Origin of the sequence: Escherichia sp. R1, from assembly GCF_003000935.1 — a bacterium.
In the GTDB taxonomy this organism is placed as follows: Bacteria; Pseudomonadota; Gammaproteobacteria; order Enterobacterales; family Enterobacteriaceae; genus Escherichia; species Escherichia coli.
Genome location: NZ_PSRU01000002.1, coordinates 1 through 23516, shown reverse-complemented (window position 1 = coordinate 23516; position 23516 = coordinate 1). Strand labels below are relative to the sequence as shown.

23 protein-coding genes and 1 tRNA gene are annotated in these 23516 nt (G+C 50.6%); 5 read left to right on the top strand and 19 right to left on the bottom strand.

Translation table 11 applies throughout. The annotated features are described in order from the left end of the window. Positions 1-48 precede the first annotated feature (48 nt). Genes C4F37_RS02880 through prmB form a run of 6 tightly spaced genes read right to left on the bottom strand, consistent with a single transcriptional unit; the run spans position 49 to position 4598 of the window. A complete protein-coding gene (locus C4F37_RS02880) occupies positions 49-327 on the bottom strand; it encodes a YfcL family protein (RefSeq protein ID WP_000559761.1) in 279 nt (92 codons plus the stop codon). A gap of 33 nt (positions 328-360) precedes the next feature. Further along, positions 361-909 carry an elongation factor P hydroxylase gene (gene epmC, locus C4F37_RS02875; RefSeq protein WP_001089235.1) on the bottom strand — a complete coding sequence of 183 codons (549 nt, stop codon included), beginning with the start codon at positions 907-909 and terminating at the stop codon, positions 361-363. After that, a complete protein-coding gene (locus C4F37_RS02870; RefSeq protein ID WP_001539241.1) occupies positions 909-1718 on the bottom strand; it encodes a sulfite exporter TauE/SafE family protein in 810 nt (269 codons plus the stop codon). The genes epmC and C4F37_RS02870 overlap by 1 nt, the downstream gene beginning before the upstream one ends. After that, positions 1718-2542 (bottom strand): penicillin-insensitive murein endopeptidase, encoded by an 825-nt coding sequence (gene mepA, locus C4F37_RS02865; protein WP_001043802.1) that lies wholly within the window; start codon positions 2540-2542, stop codon positions 1718-1720. The genes C4F37_RS02870 and mepA overlap by 1 nt, the downstream gene beginning before the upstream one ends. Positions 2543-2545: 3 nt before the next feature. Then, on the bottom strand, positions 2546-3631 hold the full coding sequence (gene aroC, locus C4F37_RS02860; protein ID WP_001374741.1) for a chorismate synthase: 1086 nt from the start codon (positions 3629-3631) through the stop codon (positions 2546-2548). A 34-nt stretch (positions 3632-3665) separates the two neighbouring features. Further along, on the bottom strand, positions 3666-4598 hold the full coding sequence (prmB, locus tag C4F37_RS02855; protein WP_001539244.1) for a 50S ribosomal protein L3 N(5)-glutamine methyltransferase: 933 nt from the start codon (positions 4596-4598) through the stop codon (positions 3666-3668). A gap of 165 nt (positions 4599-4763) precedes the next feature. On the opposite strand from prmB, the gene smrB reads away from it, so the two are divergent. Continuing rightward, positions 4764-5315, top strand: a complete 552-nt coding sequence (smrB, locus tag C4F37_RS02850) for an endonuclease SmrB (protein ID WP_000730805.1) — start codon at positions 4764-4766, stop codon at positions 5313-5315. Between the two features lie 319 nt (positions 5316-5634). Here smrB and C4F37_RS02840 read toward each other — a convergent pair whose 3' ends face one another. The 11 genes from C4F37_RS02840 to C4F37_RS02790 all read right to left on the bottom strand — a co-directional run bounded on the left by C4F37_RS02840 (position 5635) and on the right by C4F37_RS02790 (position 17265). Then, positions 5635-6492, bottom strand: coding sequence for a StfH/YfcO family fimbrial adhesin (locus C4F37_RS02840; protein WP_001539247.1), 858 nt, complete (start codon positions 6490-6492; stop codon positions 5635-5637). Between the two features lies 1 nt (position 6493). After that, positions 6494-7021, bottom strand: a complete 528-nt coding sequence (locus tag C4F37_RS02835) for a fimbrial protein (RefSeq protein WP_001539249.1) — start codon at positions 7019-7021, stop codon at positions 6494-6496. Beyond that, positions 7018-7497, bottom strand: a complete 480-nt coding sequence (locus C4F37_RS02830; RefSeq protein WP_001539250.1) for a fimbrial protein — start codon at positions 7495-7497, stop codon at positions 7018-7020. Before C4F37_RS02830 ends, C4F37_RS02835 begins: the two co-directional genes overlap by 4 nt. Continuing rightward, complete coding sequence (locus C4F37_RS02825; RefSeq protein ID WP_001774007.1) at positions 7494-7997, bottom strand: fimbrial protein; 504 nt, start codon at positions 7995-7997, stop codon at positions 7494-7496. Before C4F37_RS02825 ends, C4F37_RS02830 begins: the two co-directional genes overlap by 4 nt. A 16-nt stretch (positions 7998-8013) precedes the next feature. Continuing rightward, positions 8014-8766: a fimbria/pilus periplasmic chaperone gene (locus C4F37_RS02820; RefSeq protein ID WP_001539253.1), complete on the bottom strand. Its 753-nt coding sequence runs from the start codon at positions 8764-8766 to the stop codon at positions 8014-8016. 19 nt (positions 8767-8785) lie between these two features. Continuing rightward, positions 8786-11434: a fimbrial biogenesis outer membrane usher protein gene (locus C4F37_RS02815; protein WP_001539255.1), complete on the bottom strand. Its 2649-nt coding sequence runs from the start codon at positions 11432-11434 to the stop codon at positions 8786-8788. A gap of 80 nt (positions 11435-11514) precedes the next feature. Further along, complete coding sequence (locus C4F37_RS02810) at positions 11515-12081, bottom strand: fimbrial protein (protein ID WP_000032637.1); 567 nt, start codon at positions 12079-12081, stop codon at positions 11515-11517. Between the two features lie 563 nt (positions 12082-12644). Beyond that, entirely contained in the window at positions 12645-13130 is a 486-nt protein-coding gene (gene sixA / locus C4F37_RS02805) for a phosphohistidine phosphatase SixA (protein ID WP_001195816.1), read from the bottom strand. A gap of 202 nt (positions 13131-13332) precedes the next feature. Further along, complete coding sequence (gene fadJ, locus C4F37_RS02800) at positions 13333-15477, bottom strand: fatty acid oxidation complex subunit alpha FadJ (RefSeq protein ID WP_001539257.1); 2145 nt, start codon at positions 15475-15477, stop codon at positions 13333-13335. After that, a complete protein-coding gene (fadI, locus tag C4F37_RS02795) occupies positions 15477-16787 on the bottom strand; it encodes an acetyl-CoA C-acyltransferase FadI (protein ID WP_001774008.1) in 1311 nt (436 codons plus the stop codon). The genes fadJ and fadI overlap by 1 nt, the downstream gene beginning before the upstream one ends. Positions 16788-16980: 193 nt before the next feature. Beyond that, entirely contained in the window at positions 16981-17265 is a 285-nt protein-coding gene (locus tag C4F37_RS02790) for a YfcZ/YiiS family protein (RefSeq protein ID WP_001296261.1), read from the bottom strand. 371 nt (positions 17266-17636) lie between these two features. Here C4F37_RS02790 and fadL point away from each other — a divergent pair, with 371 nt between their 5' ends. Continuing rightward, positions 17637-18977, top strand: a complete 1341-nt coding sequence (fadL, locus tag C4F37_RS02780) for a long-chain fatty acid transporter FadL (protein WP_001298574.1) — start codon at positions 17637-17639, stop codon at positions 18975-18977. A gap of 61 nt (positions 18978-19038) precedes the next feature. Here fadL and mlaA read toward each other — a convergent pair whose 3' ends face one another. Then, a complete protein-coding gene (gene mlaA / locus C4F37_RS02775) occupies positions 19039-19794 on the bottom strand; it encodes a phospholipid-binding lipoprotein MlaA (RefSeq protein WP_000776774.1) in 756 nt (251 codons plus the stop codon). 293 nt (positions 19795-20087) lie between these two features. Between mlaA and C4F37_RS02765 the strand changes: the two genes are divergently transcribed. The 3 genes from C4F37_RS02765 to intS all read left to right on the top strand — a co-directional run bounded on the left by C4F37_RS02765 (position 20088) and on the right by intS (position 22489). After that, the gene (locus C4F37_RS02765; protein ID WP_001539260.1) at positions 20088-21020 is read left to right on the top strand and encodes a formate/nitrite transporter family protein; all 933 of its coding nucleotides are present in this window, start codon (positions 20088-20090) and stop codon (positions 21018-21020) included. 75 nt (positions 21021-21095) lie between these two features. After that, positions 21096-21170, top strand: a tRNA-Arg gene (locus tag C4F37_RS02760). A 161-nt stretch (positions 21171-21331) separates the two neighbouring features. Beyond that, positions 21332-22489 (top strand): prophage integrase IntS, encoded by a 1158-nt coding sequence (gene intS, locus C4F37_RS02755; protein ID WP_023351771.1) that lies wholly within the window; start codon positions 21332-21334, stop codon positions 22487-22489. 239 nt (positions 22490-22728) lie between these two features. On the opposite strand, the gene C4F37_RS27695 is transcribed toward intS, so the two are convergent. After that, positions 22729-23064: an acyltransferase gene (locus C4F37_RS27695; RefSeq protein ID WP_011478229.1), complete on the bottom strand. Its 336-nt coding sequence runs from the start codon at positions 23062-23064 to the stop codon at positions 22729-22731. Positions 23065-23516: the final 452 nt, after the last annotated feature.

Below are 23516 nucleotides of genomic sequence, written 5' to 3'. Positions count from 1 at the left end.
AAGACGCGATAAGCGTCGCATCAGGCATGGTGCTCCAGACGTCACAACTTACTGCTGTGAGGCCTGCTGAAACAGGTGTTCCCACATATCGGTTACCAGCGCCTGGTCACGCGGTGACAATTCACCCGCGCCAATGGCTTTTTCCAGACTCTGGCTAACGGTTGTATGTACCGCCTGAGCGGAGTGGTCGTCACCACTTTCCAGTTCTGCGATGGCTAATGTCAGGTGGCCACGCAAATACCCACTGGCAAACAACTCATCATCACTGGCATGGTCAACCATACCGTCGATTAATGCCAGAATGCGTGATTCAAACTCCGCGATCATCTTCTTTCCTCATTGTAAAACGTGGCGCTGGCTTCAGTTGAGCGCTTCCGGCCACGGGAACTGTTCCGCCGTAAGTTCCGGCGTGTGATAATAATTTTGTAGTGCTTTAATGAAGCGTGCCGGACGTTCGGGAATGCCGTTTGCCAGATAATCCATCACCTGCGCATGTACCCGCCGTTGAAACACCACGCGGTCCGGTTCGAAATCCCCTTCCAGATTGTCGCAGCTAACATTAAACGGATATCCCGCTGCCACGCAGAACAACCAGTCCAGCGCCTGCGGCTTCACTTCAACATCTTCAAACTGGCTTTGTGTCTGGGCATCGCGTCCGTCCGGGCAATACCAGTAGCCGAAATCAACCAGCTCACGGCGCGCTTTCCCGGCAATACACCAGTGCGAAATCTCGTGGATGGCGCTGGCATAAAAGCCATGAGCGAAGACGATTCTGTTATACGGTACTTCCGCATCAGCAGGAAGATAGATCGGTTCGTCGTCGCCTTTAATCAGACGGGTATTAAATTCATCGGCAAAGCAGCTATTAAAAATCTCAATCAACTGCTCATAGTGGTGTGTACTGTTCATTAGTTCATCCCCAACCAGTGGAGGATCTCCTGTCCATGGCTATCGTAAAGTAATTTGGCACTCATCACCGCCGAGACGATAACGATCATCGGGCGGATCAGCTTTTGTCCTTTGCTCAACACCAGTCTTGAACCCATGCGCGCGCCGAGGAACTGCCCCACCAGCATCACAAAGCCCGTCGCCCAAATCACTTTGCCGCCGAGAATAAACAGCAGCAGACCGCCAATGTTTGACGTTGCGTTAAGTAATTTGGCGTGAGCAGTGGCTTTGGCGAGGTTGAATCCGCACAGCGTAACGAAGGCCAGCGCGTAAAACGATCCGGCAGCCGGGCCAAAAAATCCATCGTAAAAACCGACGCAGCCCCCCGCCACCAGCGCAAATGGCAGTCCATACATCCGACGCTGGCGATCTTCTTCCCCCAGCTTTGGCATCAGCAAGAAATAGAGACCGATACAAATGACCAGGACAGGCAAAATCTGCCGTAAGACATCGGCCTGAACATACTGCACCAGTAGCGCGCCGCTCATTGAGCCGACAAAGGTCATGGCGATATTGAGTTTTTGATCGCTTAAACTAACCACTTTACGGCGAATAAAGTAGATAGTGGCGGAAATAGAGCCACCGCAGGCTTGCAGTTTATTGGTTGCCAGCGCGTTAGCGGGAGACATCCCCGCCGCCATCAATGCCGGAATGGTGAGTAACCCACCGCCACCGGCAATCGAGTCGATAAACCCCGCCAGCATGGCGACAAAAAAGAGAACTCCCAGCAGCAGCGGGGAAACCATAAACAGGCTATTAAACGTTTCCATTAGATCACGTGCTCATCCAGTAGCGCCTGGCAGGAAGGCGGCAACGGAGGCGGTGTCTTCTTCTCAGGCTTTGTTGTTCCCGGTTTTGGAGGTTCAAACCAGCTTTGCAGTTCTGCCCCGCAACCATCGCCTGGTGGCGGTAAAGGTTGATCCTCACACTCCAGACTATCGGCAGGACAACGTAATCGTACATGCATATGCGCGCGATGCTGGAACCAGGGTCGCACTTTGCGCAACCAGTCGCGATCGGTGCCCGCATCAAGGCAAAGTTGTTGTTTAATCGCCGGATTAACAAAAATGCGCGTGACGTCTTTGTCCTGGGCGGCGAGTTTGATCAAGCTGAAAATTTCTGGCTTCCACAGCGCGGGGACAACGTGTTTACCGTCGCGGGATACTAAGTCCAGTGCTTGCGGGCGCAAGAGCTGCGCGGAGGTCCAGCGTGTTTTTGGCAGTTGCAGGAAGATATCGACATCCAGTCCGGTCTGGTGGCTGGCGTGACCGCCGTTGAAACGACCACCAGCAGGCATCCCCATATCGCCAATCAGCACCGTACCCATGCCCAGATTGCTCACCTGGCGACTCAGACGCTGGATAAACATCACCAGATCCGGATGTCCGAAATAGCGACGCTGATCGGTACGCATGACCTGATAATGTTCGGACTGTATCGGCAACGTGTCAGCACCGACGATACAGCCATTAGAAAAACTGCCTATCGATTGTGCGCTACCCGGCACAGGTTGGGTTATTTTTTGCCACGGCGTCGCTGCCAGGCTGGCGCTACTGGCAAGCAGGGCCAGCAGCGCAATCGCGGTTTTGTTCATTTTTTACCAGCGTGGAATATCAGTCTTCACATCAGCATTTTGCGCCCGTTGCCGTAACAGGTGATCCATTAAAACGATCGCCAGCATCGCTTCCGCGATCGGCACCGCGCGGATCCCAACACAAGGATCGTGACGACCTTTGGTGATCATCTCAACTTCTTCGCCAAAGCGGTTAATGGTGCGCCCCGGCACGGTAATGCTGGAGGTTGGCTTCAGCGCCATATGGGCAATGATTTGCTGCCCGCTGCTGATACCGCCAAGAATGCCGCCCGCATGGTTGCTCTGGAAACCGTCTTTGGTGATTTCGTCGCGGTTCTGGCTGCCACGCAGCGCTACCACGTCAAAACCATCACCAATTTCCACACCTTTCACCGCGTTAATGCTCATTAGCGCATGGGCGATGTCGGCATCCAGGCGATCAAAGACCGGCTCGCCAAGTCCGGCGGGTACGCCACTGGCAACGACGGTGACTTTCGCGCCGATGGAGTCGCCCTCTTTTTTCAGCGCGCGCATCAGTTCATCTAAGGCGTCGATTTTGTCCGGGTCCGGGCAGAAAAACGGATTTTGCTCGACCTGAGACCAGTCTTTGATTTCCAGTGGAATGTCGCCCATCTGGGTCAGGCAACCGCGAATCTCAATGCCAAATTTCTCGGCGAGATATTTTTTGGCAATCGCCCCTGCCGCCACGCGCATAGCGGTTTCACGGGCGGAAGAACGTCCACCGCCGCGATAATCGCGCAGGCCGTATTTTTGTTCATAGGTGTAATCGGCATGACCTGGACGGAAAACGTCCTTAATCGCACTATAATCCTGAGAACGCTGGTCGGTATTTTCGATCAACAAGCCAATGCTGGTGCCAGTAGTAACACCTTCAAAAACACCGGAGAGAATTTTGACCTGATCCGACTCGCGGCGTTGGGTGGTATAGCGCGATGTCCCAGGGCGACGACGATCAAGGTCATGTTGCAGGTCCGCTTCCGTCAGCGGAATGCCTGGCGGAACACCATCGACGATGCAGCCGAGCGCCAGCCCGTGCGATTCGCCGAAGGTGGTTACGCGAAAGAGTTGTCCAATTGTGTTTCCAGCCATCACGGCTCCGTTATTGTTGTGTTTGCGTGTTTACTTAATCTTTATAAATCGCGAAATGTTCACGGACCGCCAGCAGCTGCTCTTTGGTGAGCATAAACACACCATCGCCGCCGTTATCAAACTCCAGCCAGGTGAACGGAACATCCGGATATTGTTCCATAAGATGTACCATGCTGTTGCCGACTTCACAAATCAGCACGCCATCATCAGCGAGGTAATCTGCCGCGTTACCGAGAATGCGACGCGTCAGTTTCAGGCCGTCGGTGCCAGATGCCAGACCCAGTTCCGGCTCGTGGCGGTATTCGTTTGGCAGGTCGGACATATCTTCTGCATCGACGTACGGCGGGTTGGTGACGATCAGGTCGTACTGCACTTTCGGCAAGTCACGGAACAAGTCGGAACGAATCGGAATGACGTTGTGGATCAAACCGTGTTCTTCGATGTTCTGTTCAGCAACCGCCAGCGCGTCTGGAGAGATGTCCACCGCGTCGACTTCCGCTTCCGGGAAGGCATAAGCACAGGCAATGGCGATGCAGCCGCTACCGGTACACATATCTAAAATATGCTGCGGTTGCTTGCTGATGAGTCCGGCAAATTTATTGTTGATCAGTTCACCAATCGGCGAGCGCGGCACCAGCACGCGTTCATCGACGTAAAATTCATGGCCGCAGAACCAGGCTTTGTTGGTCAGGTAAGCCACCGGAATGCGCTCGTTGACGCGGCGGATCACGCGCTCAACAATACGGTGTTTTTCGCTGGAGGTCAGACGCGCGGTGCGCATGTCTTCCGGAATATCCAGCGGCAGGTAGAGCGAAGGCAACACCAGTTGCACGGCTTCATCCCACGGGTTATCGGTGCCGTGGCCGTACCAGATATTCGCCGCGCTGAAGCGGCTCACCGACCAGCGCAACATGTCCTGAATGGTTTGCAGCTCATTTACTGCTTCATCAACGAAAATTTTATCCACGTATTCCTCCAGGGCATGATCGCAATAATTTCGGCGGCTAGTTTGCCATGAAGATGACGATAAATCAGCATTCACGCGCGGTGAGTGAGGAAAAATACGTTTAAAACGATCGATTGTGCTACGAGTCGGGTAAACTGTAGGAAAATTAGAAATAGAGACAGTTAAATGAAAAAGAAAACAACACTTAGCGAGGAGGACCAGGCGCTGTTTCGCCAGTTGATGGCGGGGACTCGCAAGATTAAGCAGGACACGATTGTCCATCGACCACAACGCAAGAAAATCAGCGAAGTACCGGTCAAGCGGTTGATTCAGGAGCAGGCCGATGCCAGCCATTATTTCTCTGACGAGTTTCAACCATTATTAAATACTGAAGGTCCGGTGAAATATGTTCGCCCGGATGTCAGCCATTTTGAAGCGAAGAAACTGCGGCGCGGTGATTATTCCCCGGAGTTGTTTCTTGATTTGCACGGTCTGACGCAGCTACAAGCCAAACAGGAACTGGGGGCGTTGATTGCCGCCTGCCGCCGTGAACATGTGTTTTGCGCCTGTGTGATGCATGGTCATGGTAAGCATATTTTAAAGCAGCAAACGCCACTGTGGCTGGCGCAACATCCCCATGTAATGGCATTTCACCAGGCACCAAAAGAGTATGGTGGTGATGCGGCATTGCTGGTGTTGATAGAAGTAGATGAGTGGCTGCCGCCGGAATTGCCCTGAATATTTAAAGGTGGACGAGTCTGTCCATTTAGCCTTGAATACTGGCGTCTCAACCCTGGCGATAATGAACGTAATAATCGGGCATTAATTGAAAAACGTAAGCAGCTTTCCGACAGCCTTCTGTGGGCTAATGGCATTGCCCCTTCAGAGGGGCTTGAGGATGACGACCTGCTGCAAGCGCTTATCGACGAATTACTCACCCTCGTCGACGGTTATCTGGCACCTTTCGCTCCCGTGATGGCGAATATTCTAAAAAACTGGATGACCGCATGACATAACGGACAACGGGGCCTGATGGCCCCGTTGTGTGGTGTATACGCTACAGCTCGTTGAGCGTGTACTGGAAGCGGCAGGTGGAATCAATGGGCTGGCGGCTGCTGGTATCAACATGCACCACCATGTCGTGCAGTTGTTTGTCAGTAATGGGATGTCTGTTTGGCGTCACCGTAACATTAGCATTATCGCAGCCTGACGATGAAAACGTGATCATTTGCGCGACCCAGCGACAGTAAGCGCCCTCTTCATTCATTTGCGAGCCATCACATAGTTTGCCGTCTTTCATCAGATAGGTTGAAAGCGTTTTTTCAATTACTCCGCCCGTCGATTGCAAAGACAGTGTTTTCGTTTTATTGATATAGTTTTCATCCCATGAAACATCATACGGCGTAACTGACACGGTTGGGCACACGGACACGGTTGCATTTGGTCCATAATAGATATCTTTATCAACAGAACCGACCACAACCTGGCTGGTGGCTCTGATACTCACTAACCACGGGCAGCCTCCCACATCACCATCGACGGTAATATCCAGAGGCAGCTTGAGACATTCCCAGCGGCTGTCTTTGGCTTCCAGTGCCTCCATGCCCGGACAAAATGAATTATTTACAGTTGTCCCATCTTTTACCGTAATCGTCGGCGCAGGAGAACTGCCCGTTCCTGTCCATGTGCGATTGGGTAAGTTGCCAAGCGTCATAACATAATTACTTTGATAATAGGTACCGTAGTAAACACTCGAAACCTCAGCAACATCAAGATACAGTTCGACCTGACTATTCCAGCCAAACGTAGCATAGTAGATATACACATTACGAAATGTCTGCCCCATCCCGGCCCGACTACCGAGCATAAAAACCATCAGGATCAAAAGACGAAACAGCAAGTTAGTTATTTTCATCTTAAATGTACTCAAACGTTGCGGTTAAAGAAGCGGTAAATTCACCCATCGTCACTTCCCGGCCGCTTTTCGCCTGGAGCCAGGCATTAAAATTCAGATTGTTATTGCCGTTACTCAGCACAAAGGTCGCGCCGCTGGTATTGTTAATCGGCACCGGTGTTCCATCGGTTTTTTCCATGCCAATCCCCACGCCCTGCGCCCCTGAGGACGCATCCAGCGCCAGAAAGCCGGGCTGTTCACTGTCTTCTGTACCGGTCAGCGTCACCCGAACCTCATACTGGGCTGGCCCTTTACAATCTTTCAACTGAAACACTACCGGCACCCGCGCCGACTGCCCGGTCACCATCAGGTCTTTGCGGCTAACGGTGGGGAAATGCACGTCCGCCAGCGACTCGCCCTGAACGACTAACGTGCAGGACTTGCTGAGTAAATTGCCGTAGAAATGCAGGTTGTCAGCCGCCTGAACATGGGGCGTCAGCAGCACCGTCGCCAGTGCAGCCGCGCAGTGAGATATCCGTTTTAGGTTCATTGGTAATCCACCTGTAATGTTGCGTAGGCAGAAAAGGTTCCGTCGCTGAGCGCCGCATCATTGGCTTTCACCGGCACAGCTTGCAGCGTTGGCGGCGTTGACGGGTCAATTTTCAACGGTGTTCCCAGCTTAAACGGCTGGCCGTTTTGCTGTAGCTCAATCCCCAGGCCGCTAACGTCCGTTTCAATGGCGGAATCATCATAAGGGGTTTGGCTGCCCGTCCAGGTCAGGCTCATCTCCCAGGCGTCGTCGCGCACATCGGGGTCACATGTGATGGTGTAAGGCACATCCTGACGGAAATTATCGCCGTTAATGTTGTCGATAATGACGTTGCGAAACTCAACTTCGATCGTCTTACCATCGCTGATAGTACAGGCGGGCGGCGAAACCAGCGTGCCGTGAAAAGTAACGTCGTTAATCGCGGCCTGCACCAGGCCAGCAAAACCGTAAATTAAGCACCATGCGAGTCGTTTCATTGGTAGTCCACCACCATGGTCATGGTCGCGTTAAACTCCGATGCCATCAGTTCCACACCGCTCTGCTTCACCGGAACGGCTTCGAAGTCTGGCTGAGTATTGATGTTGAACGGCAGCCAGCTACTGTTACCTACTGCCACCAGCGAATGATCGACAGCATTCTGAATACGAATGCCAAAACCGCTGATTCCAGTACTCAGCACCGTTTCGCCGTTGATGGTCGTGGTGGTGGCCTGAAGCTGCATTTGCAGGTCGTCGCTGACACTGTTTGAGCAGTTCAGGGTGTAGCCCACTGGCTGACGGTAGTTGGCACCATCAATGCTTTTAATAATCACATTGCCGCACTCCACCACGCTTCCCTTTACCGAACAGGGCGGCGGTCCATCCACCAGCACGCGCAACGTCAAATTGACGATTTTGCCGCCCGCCATTGCCGGGAAAACGGTCACGCCACAGGCCAGCAATAGCGCGGCAGATCCGGTCAGAAAGAACGCTTTCATGTTGCTTCTCCCGTTATCAACCTTTGCTGCTTTGATCTTCATCCACCTTGCAGGTGTTCCCTTCACAACGGAAGATCAGCGGCATGCGCGCGCCGTAGTCGTTGATATAGGTCAGCACCGGGGCGCTCGCCATTTTTGCCTTTAACGGTTGTGACGTTTTCGGTGGCATCACCAGCGGTTTAAACCCGGCGGCGGTCAGCCCTTTCTTCTGTGTGCTGGCATCGCTGATGATGACGTGGTACGGCGTCGGGTTATTGACGGTATAGTCCTGGCCGCTGCGCGTGAGTGTGACCTTAAACTGCCACGGTTTTCTCATGTCAATCTTCTCCAGCGCCTTTGGTCGCCAGAACAGCTTGATGCGCGTTTGCAGCGCAATTTGCAGGGTGTTGGCTTTCCCGGTCTTTGGCGGGATCTCACGCACGTTATAGTAGAACAGGCTTTCGCGGTCCGACGGCAGCGAGTGAATGTCCGGCAGCGCCTGAATCTTCACCTGGCCGTTCATCATGGCGTCAATACGCTGCACCGGCGGCAGTACCGCCAGCGGCGAGGTGATTTTGTTGCCCTTCTCGTCTTCCAGCCAGCTTTGCGCCAGGTAAGGCAGCTTTTCGTTGTTGTTACGCAACGTCACGCTGATCGATTTATCGCTTTCGTTAAACACCAGACGGGTGCGATCCGGGGTGACCGATGCATGCGCCGTCAGGCTGGCGGTGGTAAGCAGTGCCATCAGCGCTGTGCTGACGAGCATTGGACAGGATAATTTATAAGACATTGATCGTTCCTTAATCAGATTATTGAGTTGCTGAAATTGACGTCGGCGCTTCCGTTGGTGTGACTTGCCGCGTCTGGTCCTGAATAACAGGCTTAATTTCTGGCGCTGAAGAATCAGGGGCTGCCGTTCCCTTTTGTTCACACGGCAACAACAGGCCGCTGAACAAATCGGCAGGTAGCGGCTTCGGCAATACGATCTCGCATTGTGCGCTGCCTTCCCAGAACACCATCATATGCTCGCCCGCATTGACCCCCGCCAGATAGACATTGCCTTCATCATCCACAATGCCAACCTGCTGCTGCTCGTCGTTTTTCACTTCCGCGCCAAACGGCGGGTAGCTACCGTCACGCAACCGCAGTACCGCCATCGCTTTTTGCCCGCTGATCACTTTGAATTTACGATAGCCGATTGCGCCTTCCGTCAGAGTCGCCTGCACCACCGACTGGGTGGCTTCCGCATCTTCCGGCAAGTTGTTTAAATCGATATACGCCTGATTGCGATAGTAGTTGTTAATATCGGCGACCACCGCCTTGCCAAACATATTGGTGTACACCGGCGCGCCGTTGCTTTCGACCGGCACGTTGGCAATCCCGTCGGCGTCAATCAGCAGGCGCGTGCCGCCCATGTTCTGGGTACGGTGCAGCGCCCCACCATGCGCGGTCAGCGTTGCCCCGCCCTGTAAGGCGATCCCCGCCGAACGGTATTCCCCTTCATGGTAGTTGGCGCTGAGATCAACCTTCGCCAGCGAACCGTCGTGGCTCAGATAACCATCCACGCTGCCGTGCTGCTCGCTGGTGCCAACGTTAACCTGGTAGTGCGTTGCGTCATCGACGCGCTTAAAGTAACCGACCTGGCTGCTGTCCGACCCGCTGCCGTAGGAACCGTTGTAGGTCACGGTGCTGCTGTCGCTCCAGGGAATGCTCATACTGAGGTACATCCCCTTATCCGCATTATCGTCATATTCGTAGCGATAGCCGGTCACCGAGATGCTCATGTTGCGAATGCTCCCCATATTAAAATAGTGGGAAAACATCAAGTTATAGTTTGTCTGTTCCGGGCGATCCCAGTAAGTACGATGGGAGTAGTTGAGATAGATCGAGACACCCGCAGCGGCAAAGTTCTGGTTATAGGTGATCGTATACATCTCTTTGTCGTTACCGGTCCGCGCCATGTCCGACTGGTTCGCGTCCAGATACTCGCTCATGGTCATGAAGTTCTTTTCAGAAAAACGGTAGCCTGCAAAGGTGACGCGGCTGTTGAGTTCGTCAAAGTCTTTGGCATAGCTCACGCGAAAGGAGTTGCCGTCCAGTTTTCCTTTGCCGTATGCGCTGTCATGATCCAGGTTGACGTGCGAGTGAGTCACATCGAACGCCAGCGCGCCAAACTGTGCGAGGTCGCGCCCCACCCCCATCGCCGCCGACTGATAGTGTTTATCTGCCAGCGCACCACCGTAGAGCGACCAGCCATCTGCCACCCCCCATGACGCTTCTCCGCCGGAGAAAAAGCCGCCTTCGGTCTTGTGGTTCCAGTCTTCCGGACGCCCCATCATCACTTTGTAACGCACCTGCCCCTGGCGCGTGAGGAATGGCATAGATGCGGTCGTAACGTCATATTCCTGCACCTGACCATTCTGTTCTTCAACGCGGACGTGCAGTGTGCCGGAGACGGAGTCGCCGATATCCTGAATGCGGAATGGCCCGGCTGGAACCTGGGTTTCGTAAAGTACCCGGCCCATCTGGCTAATGGTGACTTTTGCACTGCTGTGCGCCACGCCGGAAACATCCGGTGCATAGCCGCGCAGGTTGGGCGGCAGCATTTGGTCATCGGTGCTGACGCTGCTGCCGATATAGTTAAAGCCGTCGAAAATATCGGAATTGAGATAATCTTCCCCCAGCGACAGCTTCGCTTTTAAAGAGGGCAAGGCTCGCCAGGCATAATAACGACTCCAGTCCCAGTGTTTACTCGTTGTGCTGTTACTGCTGTCATCGTCGTCATCGTTGCTGCGGGTGTGCTGATAATCACTTTGCCAGTCTGCACGGAAACGCCATGCCCCCAGGTTCGCCCCAACGGTACCGTTGCCGCTGATATCATGTGAGTCCTCGCCCCCCTGCTCCTGGTGGCGAGTTTGCGCATTGAGGCTGTAGTCGGCAATCAGGCCAGGAATACCGTCGTCCCAGCGTGAGGGAGGGTCCCAGTCGCTGCTGGTATATTCGAGGTAAGCCTGTGGCACTGTCAGCAGCAACGCCGACTGGCTTAAATCATTCTCGACTTCCATCCCGTCTAATTGGCCTGGTTTAAGGCATTCATCGTTGTGCGTCCACTGCAGGCTTTTTGCTATCCCTTCTTTCAGCCCCAGCGCCGCCACTAACTCAGGTGTCAGGCAGGCATAGTTTTTTGTTGGATCGTTTTCAGAGACGTACCAGTTAATGTCGTATTCATCAGAAAGGGGTTGTTTATTTATAAATACACGTAAATTATATTTACCCGCGTCGACATACCCTTTTTTTGAAAACTTACCGAGATCAATTTTCGTATCGCCCTTTAACTCAAGGAAACGGGGGTCAAATTGAATTGAATCATCAGCCCATGCATTGACTGACCCACCAGAGATTGCCAGCGCAATATAGCAGGCGATTCCCCGCAGCCGAAAATTTGAGTGATTAGGCATACACATATCCGTTTGTGAAACAGTCGTAAATCTGTTGCGTGTTGAATAACCCCACAGCAGAACGCTGTGGGGTTGTCACATCAGAGATAGGTAATCTGGAATGTGGTCAGGGTTTCGAACTGGCCGAGATCCGGCGCATCGGTTTCACCCACCAGCCAGGCTTTAAAGTTCAGCGTTTGCTTGTCTTTACCCTTGCTGGTTGAAGTATCCATCACGATTGGCTGAACAATCTTTTCGCCCACTTTATAACCTTTGCCATGGGTATCGCCGATTACCAGGCTCACGTGGTTCATGGCAACACCGCTGTCAACATTGAATAACGCATAGTTATCTGCGTTGGCTGGCCCCGCGTAGTTAGTGCCGGTGAACGTGGTCTCCATGTTTGTTTCAGTGGTAAACACGCAATCCTGTAAACGGATCTGGAAATCTTTCGGTGTGGTAGTGCCACCGCCGGTCAGTTTAGCCGCACCGATGTCACCCATATCGACTTCCAGTTTGTGATCGTCTGGAACGATAGAGCACGGGGAGTCTTCAATGGTGCCGTAGAAGCGCGCGGTACCGTTGTTGCCTGCTGCAAAAGCAGAACTGGAAACAACTGCGCCCATGACCATCGCCGCAGCAATGGCTGTTTTGGCAAACTTACTCATTATTTGTCCTTAAATCATTAAGAGTTATAATATAAGCACCTGACATAAAATTAATATATGTCATGTCCAATACTTATAGTTAGCCATTGAACATATACACTCCAATATAATCATAGAATGTAAACAAGTATTCTCTGGTGTGTCTGTATCTTGGTCTTATCTATAAAAAACTCAATTTAGTAATACTTAAACTCTCATGTAGATTTTATTAATTAATACATCATCAAAATACTTTAACCAATTTCCAACAAAAAAATATGCGAATTATCAACAAAAAACAAACCATTATAATCAACGGAAATGAATTGATTATAAAGCACACTAAAAAAATTATAATGACCTTGCCGTTATTTATTGCTAAAATTTAATATTAATTAAATCAATAAATATATATTCAAGACACAAAACCATTATCTTCTTTATTTTATTACGGGATTCAATAATGGGAAAATATAATAACTATCGAGAGTTGTTAAATATTAACAACATTTAGACAAGAAAAAGAATGATTGTATGACGGAGAAACTGCCCGGTGTACGCGCACGTAACCGGGCATTGATTGCTTAAATTGCTTTTGCCATCTTCAAATTACAAGGGCTCATTTGCCAGTTGAATTGGCCTTTTCCGCTTTCATCAAGCGTTACGCTGGCAATCGCTGAAGTGGTAAACATAGGCGGCGTTTCGCCCGGACATAACTCGGCAACCAGATACCCGACTAACGGTAAGTGGGAGATCACCAGTACCGAAGCAACACCTTCATTGGTCAACGCCTGCAAATAGGCGCCGACCAGACCAACATCGCCGCAGGGCGTTAACTCCGGCAGAACTTCTGCACTGGAAGGCAGGTTCAGACAATCCCCTACTTCTTCCAGTGTTTGCTCGGCTCGCAGGAACGGGCTCACCAGAACGCGTTCGATTTCCACTTTTTGACCTTTCAGCCAGTTCGCCATCAGGCGAGATTCGTCACAACCGTTAGTAGTCAGAGGACGAACCGAATCACTGGCGGCATCGAGGGCTGCGTCGCCGTGACGCATGATAAAAACTTGCATATTGCACCGCTTTTGTTAACCAGATTCGCCCGTTTTCTTTCATCTGAAACCAGAGAAAGAAAACGGTGGCCGGCATTGTGCCTTATCCATTCACCGAATGAAACGCTGTTTTTTACCTCAATGGCGTAAGTATAGTCAATATGCGTTTACATTTTGAGCAACACTCCGCCATTCAGCGCGGATTCATATAACTTTGACCTTCTTATTGCAGGTCAGTTGCAGTTGTTTTCCAAAAACTTTCCCCACGCTCGCTCATCTCAACTAAACGATTGCAAGGGGTAAAACGGGAACCATACTGCGTGGCCAGTCGTTGCATTATTGCAACCACTTCGCCTGCGCCGAGAGAATCGATATAGCGGAACGGTCCACCGAGAAATGGCGGAAAACCAATGCCAAATACCGCGCCAATATCCCCGTCACGCACGCTACGGATAACCTGCTCGTCCAGACAACGTACTGCTTCATTCAGCATCAACATCACACACCGTTCAGCAACCTGCGGTGCGGAGAGTCGCCCCTGCCCTTGTGCGCCAATGAGCGGGTAAATGGCGGGATCGACCTGTTTTTTGCTTTTACGCCCTTTCTGACCATAAAGATAGAAACCCCGGCCATTTTTTCTGCCTTTGCGATCGTCGTTCAAAATTGAAGAAACAACATTTGCAGGCGCGCTAAAACGTTCTCCATAAGCGGCTTCCAGTACAGGCATAATTTTAGTCCCGGTGTCGATTCCTACCTCATCCAAAAGTTGGATTGGGCCTACCGGAAAACCAAATTTCACCAGCGCGGCATCGATATGCTCAATACGCTCGCCTTCGGTCAACATGCGGATAGCTTCATTGATGTAAGGCGCTAAGATGCGATTGACGTAAAACCCCGCTTTGTCACGCACGACAATTGGCGTTTTGCCCTGTTTTTTCGCCAGTTTTACCGTGGTGGCGATGGTTTGCGCCGATGTACTCGCATGAGGAATAATCTCCACCAGCGGCATTTTTTCCACCGGACTGAAGAAATGCAGGCCAATAACTTGCTCAGGTCGCGCGGCGTGAGCGGCGATATCGCCAATCGGTAAAGATGACGTGTTCGAAGCAAAGATGGTATGAGTAGCGCAATTTTGCTCCACTTCCGCCACCATCTGTTGTTTTAATTCGAGATTTTCAAACACCGCTTCAATAATCAGATCGCGATGGGCAAAGCCGCAATAGTCCGTCGTTCCGGAGATTAATGCCAGCTGTTTGTCACGTTCGCTGGCTTTGAGATGACGACGGCGAACTTTGCCCTCAAGCTGATCCCAACTGTACTTCAGCGCATGATTTATGCCCTGCGGGTTGATATCTTTAATTCTGACCGGAAGCCCCGCTTTACAAGCAGTGACATAAGCAATACCGCCGCCCATCAAGCCACCACCTAGAATCCCCACGCTGTTTAATGGCGCAGGCGGCGCATCACTGCCGGGATCTTTTTTCACTTCCGTACTGGCAAAAAAGATATTGCGCAGCGCCTGCGATTGCGGCGTCATCGCCAGTTCGCCAAACGCCCGTGCTTCAGCGTCATAGCCGCTGCTGGTGCCCTGCGCTAATCCCGTTTCGACAACCTCCAGGATGCGTTCTGTCGTCGGATAGTTACCTTGCGTTTTGTGTTCTGTTTTCTTACCGACCATTTTGAACAGCAGCGCACGACCTAACGGCCCCGCCAGAATACGCTCGCGTACAGGTAGAGGGCGTGAAGATGGGCGATCCTGCTTTGCCAGCTCAACAGCGGCTTCCAGCAATATGGAGTGCGGAACGACGTCATCCACCAACCCCAGCTTTACCGCCTGTTTCGCCCGAAGTTGTTTTCCGGTGAGGATCATCTCTAATGCTGTGCTGACACCTATCAGGCGCGGTAAACGCTGGGTACCGCCTGAACCGGGTAACAATCCAAGTTGTACTTCAGGCAAACCGAGCACCGTTTTAGGATCGTCAGTACAAACACGACCGTGGCACGCCAGCGCCAACTCCAGCCCGCCGCCCAGGCAAGCGCCATGAATAGCCGCGATAACCGGAATGGGCAAAGCATGAATCTCCGCCATTAACTGTTGCCCCTGCCGCGCCAGTACTTCCGCTTCTTGCGCCGTTTTGCAGTTGCCGATCATCTTGATGTCTGCGCCAGCAATGAAGTTGTCTGGTTTCGCGGAGACAAACACCACGCCACGCAACTCTTTGTTTTCACGGAGTTGCTTAATAATGGCGCGTACCTGCGAGGCAAATTCCACCTTCAGGGTATTCATTTTCTCACCCGGTACGTCGATGGTGATGATAGCAATGTTGTCCAGACGAACATTAAGGGTAAACGCTGATGCCATTTCCATTATTCCGCCTCCAGAACCATTGCTGCGCCAAGCCCACCCGCAGCACAGGCGGTCACTAAACCAAATCCACCGCCACGACGGCGAAGTTCATGCAATGTCTGGGTAATCATCCGCGCGCCGGTCGCTGCGAAGGGATGTCCATAAGCAATCGAACCGCCAAGCACGTTAAATTTGCTATCGTCCACTTCGCCAGTGGCATGTGCACGCCCCAGTACGTCGCGAGCAAAACGTTCGCTGCCAAGCAACTGAATATTGGCCAGCGTCTGGGCGGCAAAGGCTTCGTGCATATCGATCAATGTCAGATCGCTCATCGTCAATCCGGCACGTTCCAGCGCCAGCGGTGTTGACCAGGCTGGACCGAGCAACATGTCCTGCCAGACATCTATCGCAGTAAATGCGTAGCTGCGCAGATACCCCAGCGGTACCAGCCCTAATTCTTTCGCCCGGGATTCAGTCATCAGGATCACCGCTGCCGCGCCATCGGTCATCGGCGTACTGTTCGCCGCCGTTACCGTCCCGTGTTTACGATCAAACGCCGGACGCAGCTTTGCGTAATCAGCAAGAGAGGAATTACCGCGAATATTGTTGTCTTCGACAAGCGGTTGTTTATAAGGGGGGATAAAGGCAGTCATCACCTCTTCTTTGAGTTTACCTTCTGACCACGCCTGAGCGGCACGCTGATGCGAACGGTGCGCCAGTGCATCTTGCTGTTCTCGGGTGATGCCGTAGGTTTTCGCCATTTGCTCTGCGGTGTCCCCCATCCGTAATCCAGTGGAGTATTCCGCCACTGCCGGAGGCACCGGCATTAAGTCACGCAAACGTAAGCGAGAAAAAAGTTTCAGGCGCTGGCTCATTGTGCGGGCTTTGTTGACATCAACCAGTACGCGCGCCAGTTTTTTACTGACGCCAATTGGCAATACGGAAGAGGAATCTGCCCCACCGGCAATCCCCGCTCGAATAGTTCCCGCCATCAGGCTTTCTGCGACGTTTGCAACCGCCTGGAAACTGGTAGCGCAAGCGCGGCTAACGCTGTAAGCATCGGTATGCACATTCATTCCAGTGCCAAGAACAATTTCACGGGCAATGTTGGGCGCTTCCGGCATTTGCACAACCTGACCGAAGACCAGTTGTTCAATCACTTCAGCGGGGATCTCGGTGCGTGCCAGCAGTTCGCCTACCACCATCTTCCCTAAATCAACCGCGGGAATGCCATGAAAAGCCGTCGCCTGTCGGGCAAAAGGCGTACGTAAACCGCTAACAATGGCGATACGATCGCCCTGGCGGGTAACCAGCGGTAAAACCTGACCCATAACACTCCCCTGTAAAAAAATAAATAAAGTAGTCTGACCTGATCATAGTCTTAACCATTTTTTTACATTTAGCCAAGTGGAGAAAAGGGAAAGTGGGAGTTATGACACAGAGAGAAAAGAAGAAGAGAAAAGAAGAAGAGAAAAGAAAACGCCCCTGCCAGCAACTGACAGGGGCGTATGTACCCGAGAGGAATTAACGCAGACCCAGCTGGAAGATCAGCATTTCAGCTTCGCAGGCAAAAGTGAAATCGATATCCAGGCGCACACCGTCAGACTCTTCAGTGAAAGTCGGGGTGATTTTGCACGGTTCGGATTCCACGCTACGGGCTTTTTCAGTCAGCGCCGCCAGCGTTTGTTCTGCTTCTGCGCGGTTTGCAAACACACGGCTGTAAGACGCGGTGCAGTCGGAGTTGTCCATAATGGTGCCAACATCCATACAGCAGCAAACCGGGGTTTCATCAGCACTACATTTACTCATCGTTGATTTCCTCTGTATGTGCACCCAAGGTGCCAGATAAACGTTGTGGATATTTTACGCTTCCGGAAAGTGCTGCTCCAGTTGTTAATTCTGCAAAATCGGATAAGTGACCGAAATCACACTTAAAAATGATCTAAAACAAAATTCACCCGAATCCATGAGTGCGCCACCTCCCAATTTTGCCAGCTGGATCGCGTTTCTTAGATCATATCTGAAAAAAGATAGAAACATACTTGCAACATTCCAGCTGGTCCGACCTATACTCTCGCCACTGGTCTGATTTCTAAGATGTACCTCAGACCCTACACTTCGCGCTCCTGTTACAGCACGTAACATAGTTTGTATAAAAATAAATCATTGAGGTTATGGTCATGAGCCAGAAAACCCTGTTTACAAAGTCTGCTCTCGCAGTCGCAGTGGCACTTATCTCCACCCAGGCCTGGTCGGCAGGCTTTCAGTTAAACGAATTTTCTTCCTCTGGCCTGGGCCGGGCTTATTCAGGGGAAGGTGCAATTGCCGATGATGCAGGTAACGTTAGCCGTAACCCCGCATTGATTACCATGTTTGACCGCCCGACATTTTCTGCGGGTGCGGTTTATATTGATCCGGATGTAAATATCAGCGGAACGTCTCCGTCTGGTCGTAGCCTGAAAGCCGATAACATCGCGCCTACGGCATGGGTTCCGAACATGCACTTTGTTGCACCGATTAACGACCAATTTGGTTGGGGCGCTTCTATTACCTCTAACTATGGTCTGGCAACAGAGTTTAACGATACTTATGCAGGCGGTTCTGTCGGTGGTACAACCGACCTTGAAACCATGAACCTGAACTTAAGCGGTGCGTATCGCTTAAATAATGCATGGAGCTTTGGTCTTGGTTTCAACGCCGTCTACGCTCGCGCGAAAATTGAACGTTTCGCAGGCGATCTGGGGCAGCTGGTTGCCGGTCAGATTATGCAATCTCCTGCTGGACAAACTCAGCAAGGGCAAGCATTGGCAGCTACCGCCAACGGTATCGACAGTAATACCAAAATCGCTCATCTGAACGGTAACCAGTGGGGTTTTGGCTGGAACGCCGGAATCCTGTATGAACTGGATAAAAATAACCGCTATGCACTGACCTACCGTTCTGAAGTGAAAATTGACTTCAAAGGTAACTACAGCAGCGATCTTAATCGTGCATTTAATAACTACGGTTTGCCAATTCCTACCGCGACAGGTGGCGCAACGCAGTCAGGTTATCTGACGCTGAACCTGCCTGAAATGTGGGAAGTGTCGGGTTATAACCGTGTTGCTCCGCAGTGGGCAATTCACTATAGCCTGGCTTACACCAGCTGGAGTCAGTTCCAGCAGCTGAAAGCGACCTCAACGAGTGGCGACACGCTGTTCCAGAAACATGAAGGCTTTAAAGATGCTTACCGCATCGCGTTGGGTACCACTTATTACTACGATGATAACTGGACCTTCCGTACCGGTATCGCCTTTGATGACAGCCCAGTTCCGGCACAGAATCGTTCTATCTCCATTCCGGACCAGGACCGTTTCTGGCTGAGTGCAGGTACGACTTACGCATTTAATAAAGATGCTTCAGTCGACGTTGGTGTTTCTTATATGCACGGTCAGAGCGTGAAAATTAACGAAGGCCCATATCAGTTCGAGTCTGAAGGTAAAGCCTGGCTGTTCGGTACTAACTTTAACTACGCGTTCTGATAACGCGTTAGCTTAATAAGAAAAAAGGTGAGTTTTGCGACTCACCTTTTTTGTTTGTTTCTTATTCAGAATCGATATCTTTTAAATCATCCTGAATCGCTTGCGCGTTCGGATTTTCCTGCGGTTTGAGTTCACCGCCATTAGCGATGAAATCATGACGCTGGAAGTACGCTTCACGCACCATAATATAAGGATCGGACGACTGACGCAGCAGACCGTCGGAATCCAACAACTGCGCACGAGTTTCTATCCCTTCAAGCGTCCATTTACCCACAGACATCGGCCAGGTCAGCCAGGAAAGAACCGGGTAAAGACTATCCGCCATATCACCACCGTCATCACGCAGCGTGAAGCTACCGTAGAACGGTAACTGAACGTACGGCCCATAACCCACACCATAATGACCAAGCGTACTACCGAAGCGGTGAGGTTCAGTCCGTTGCAGTTTCGGGTTCGCCATCCCTGCAACATCAATAAAGCCGCCCATTCCCAAAATGGTATTCAGGAAAAAGCGGGTAAAGTGGACCATCCCCTGATAAGGGTCGCCCTGCAAGAAGTAGTTAACCATCACCGCAGGTTCTTCAAGGTTGCCGGTAAAGTTGCTCAAACCGTTACGCGCAGGTTGCGGAACATAATCACGCCAGGCGACAGCGACCGGTCGAACAATATACGGGTCTAATACATTGAAGTTGAAGTTGTACATAGTGCGGTTAAACCCTTCTAACGGGTCAGAACGCCCTTGCTGATCTGTACCGGAACTCGCACACCCCACCAGAAGCGTAGTTCCCAGAGCAAGCGCCGACAGGCGAAGCTTCATAAATGTCTCCCTGTTTTTTTATGGCTTATGCAGTTTGCCATCCATGACGGAACGATACCGTATCCGCCTGTTTAGGTGTGGGCGATTGTAACAGCACGTCAACTGATGTCCAGACGCCCTGATTTGCTGATTTGATCATAGCCTGGTAATCGCCGCCCTGTAGGCTACTTGATTCAATAGAAACAGAAAAAGGCAAACGCGGCCTTTTCTACATTTTCAGAGTAACTCCCGCCAGTTGCGAGCAAAAAAGCCGCTACGCTTTAGCTATACGTGCTAATTCAAGAGAAGAGACCATGGACAACGACAAAATTGATCAACACAGCGACGAAATTGAAGTTGAGAGCGAAGAAAAAGAGCGCGGTAAAAAAATAGAAATAGATGAAGACCGACTCCCCTCCCGGGCGATGGCAATTCATGAGCATATCCGCCAGGATGGTGAAAAAGAGCTGGAACGCGACGCAATGGCGCTACTGTGGTCAGCCATTGCGGCGGGCCTGTCGATGGGCGCTTCGCTACTGGCAAAAGGGATATTTCATGTCGAACTGGAAGGCGTGCCGGGCAGCGTCTTGCTGGAGAATCTCGGTTATACCTTTGGTTTTATTATCGTCATAATGGCCCGCCAGCAATTATTTACCGAAAACACCGTAACTGCGGTACTACCCGTCATGCAAAAACCGACAATGAGCAACGTCGGCTTACTTATGCGGTTATGGGGCATCGTGCTGCTGGGTAATATTATCGGGACAGGTATTGCTGCGTGGGCATTTGAATATATGCCTATCTTCAATGAAGAAACTCGCGATGCATTTGTCAAAATCGGCATGGATGTGATGAAGAACACCCCCAGCGAGATGTTTGCCAACGCGATCATTTCCGGCTGGCTGATCGCCACTATGGTATGGATGTTTCCTGCAGCGGGTGCGGCAAAGATTGTGGTGATTATATTGATGACCTGGCTTATTGCCCTGGGTGACACCACCCACATCGTTGTCGGTTCTGTAGAAATCCTCTATCTGGTGTTTAACGGTACGCTGCACTGGAGCGATTTCATCTGGCCCTTCGCACTACCTACTTTAGCGGGGAACATCTGCGGCGGCACCTTTATCTTCGCGTTAATGAGTCATGCACAGATTCGTAACGACATGAGCAACAAGCGCAAAGTAGAAGCACGTCAAAAAGCAGAACGTGCGGAAAACATTAAGAAAAATGATAAAAACCCGGCATAAATGGCGAGGGTTTAAGCAATCGAGCGGCTGTGTACTTACCCCGTAGTCCATTAGCGGGTATACTCATGCCGCATTGTCCTCTTAGTTAAATGGATATAACGAGCCCCTCCTAAGGGCTAATTGCAGGTTCGATTCCTGCAGGGGACACCATTTATCAGTTCGCTCCCATCCGTACCAGTCCGCAAAATCCCCTGAATATCAAGCCTTCCGTAGATTCACAGTTCGTAATGGTTCGCGTCAGATCGTTGACAGCCGCACTCCATGACGGGTAAAAAGTGGATAAAATAATTTTACCCACCGGATTTTTACCCATGCTCACCGTTAAGCAGATTGAAGCAGCAAAGCCGAAAGAAAAACCATACCGCCTTCTCGATGGTAATGGTCTGTACCTTTATGTCCCTGTATCCGGAAAAAAGGTATGGCAGCTTCGCTACAAGATTGACGGTAAGGAGAAAATCCTGACCGTCGGAAAATATCCGCTTATGACTTTGCAGGAGGCAAGGGATAAAGCATGGACCGCGAGGAAAGACATCTCGGTTGGCATCGATCCTGTAAAGGCGAAAAAGGCTTCGCCTAACAACAATTCCTTTAGTGCGATTTACAAGGAATGGTACGAGCACAAGAAGCAAGTCTGGTCTGTAGGCTATGCAACTGAACTTGCCAAAATGTTTGATGACGACATTTTACCCATCATCGGCGGTCTTGAGATTCAGGATATTGAGCCGATGCAACTGCTGGAAGTAATCCGCAGATTTGAAGATCGCGGCGCAATGGAGCGAGCCAACAAAGCACGCAGAAGATGCGGCGAGGTTTTCCGTTACGCTATTGTTACTGGTAGGGCTAAATATAACCCGGCACCTGACCTTGCAGACGCCATGAAAGGATACCGCAAGAAGAACTTCCCGTTTCTTCCAGCAGACCAGATCCCTGCATTCAACAAAGCACTGGCAACATTTTCAGGAAGCATCGTATCGCTCATTGCGACCAAAGTTTTACGCTACACAGCCCTAAGAACGAAAGAGCTTCGTTCCATGCAATGGAAGAACGTCGATTTTGAAAACAGGATTATCACTATCGACGCCAGTGTGATGAAGGGCCGCAAGATTCATGTTGTTCCTATGTCAGACCAGGTGGTTGAACTTCTCACTACGCTAAGCTCCATCACTAAACCAGTATCAGAATTTGTTTTTGCCGGGCGCAACGATAAGAAGAAGCCAATCTGCGAGAACGCGGTATTGCTTGTGATCAAACAAATTGGCTATGAGGGTCTGGAAAGCGGTCACGGATTCAGGCATGAATTCAGCACGATTATGAACGAGCACGAATGGCCCGCTGATGCTATTGAAGTGCAACTAGCACATGCCAACGGCGGTTCTGTGCGTGGAATTTACAACCATGCTCAGTATCTCGATAAGCGCAGAGAAATGATGCAGTGGTGGGCGGATTGGCTTGATGAGAAGGTAGAGTGATCCGCCTTAACAACTATCGAAGAGCACAAAGCCTTGTGTGTCTCATAGGCTATGAAACAATCATTTCACATGGTTACTTCACTACTTCCGCACAATATGATATCGTTCACAATCTAAAAACATTAATAATTTATCCATTACCGCGGTTAATGCCCGTCGCTTCCAACGGGCTTTTTTGTAAATTATATTTTTATTACCTTATATTAATATTGGTAATATGTCTGCATGATTTTTTATATTTATTGCGTGAGCTTCGCATGATAGCTGGAGCATCTCTTGTCATCACTAATTAGCTCCGCTTTATCCGTTCTTGCCCATATTATATTTCTTTTTATTATTTTTGCTGGATTACCGGCTGCTGCACACATAGATGGCACATCTTTAGTTACAATACTCCCATACCCAATGACAGATCCGCTTCCAACAGATACCCCTTTCATTATAGAGACATTTCTCCCTACCCATACGTAACTAGATATAATGATATCTTTTGCCCAATTAATCCTTTTTTTGCTATGAATATCAAATATAGGATGCCCATCTGATGCACGCAAAATAACATCTCTTGCTATCATGCAGTCATGGCCAATTGTAACATTGCACTTATCAGTGACGACTTCAAAACCTGCACCTATTGTCGTTCTTCTACCGATAATAACTTTTGAACCTTTTGTTGCGACAATATCACCTTTAATCTTACTGTTTTTATGTATTCTTACGTAATTATTATCACCCCTAAATATTACGGTAAGCCATCGACACTCAACATCATCTTCTATAATAAGTTTGTTATTGTTTCCATTGAACTGAACTTTATTCTCTTTGCTATTTACAAGATCTCCACATACAAAAATATTACCTGATCCATTATCATCAACGGAAAACGAGTCTTGAGTCTTGTGAACCGCCCCGGGAATCCTGGAGACTAAACTTCCTGAGAAAGAGGTAAACAGGATGACTAAAAATACTCGTTTTTCCCCCGAAGTCCGTCAACGGGCAGTCCGTATGGTTCTGGAAAGTCAGAGCG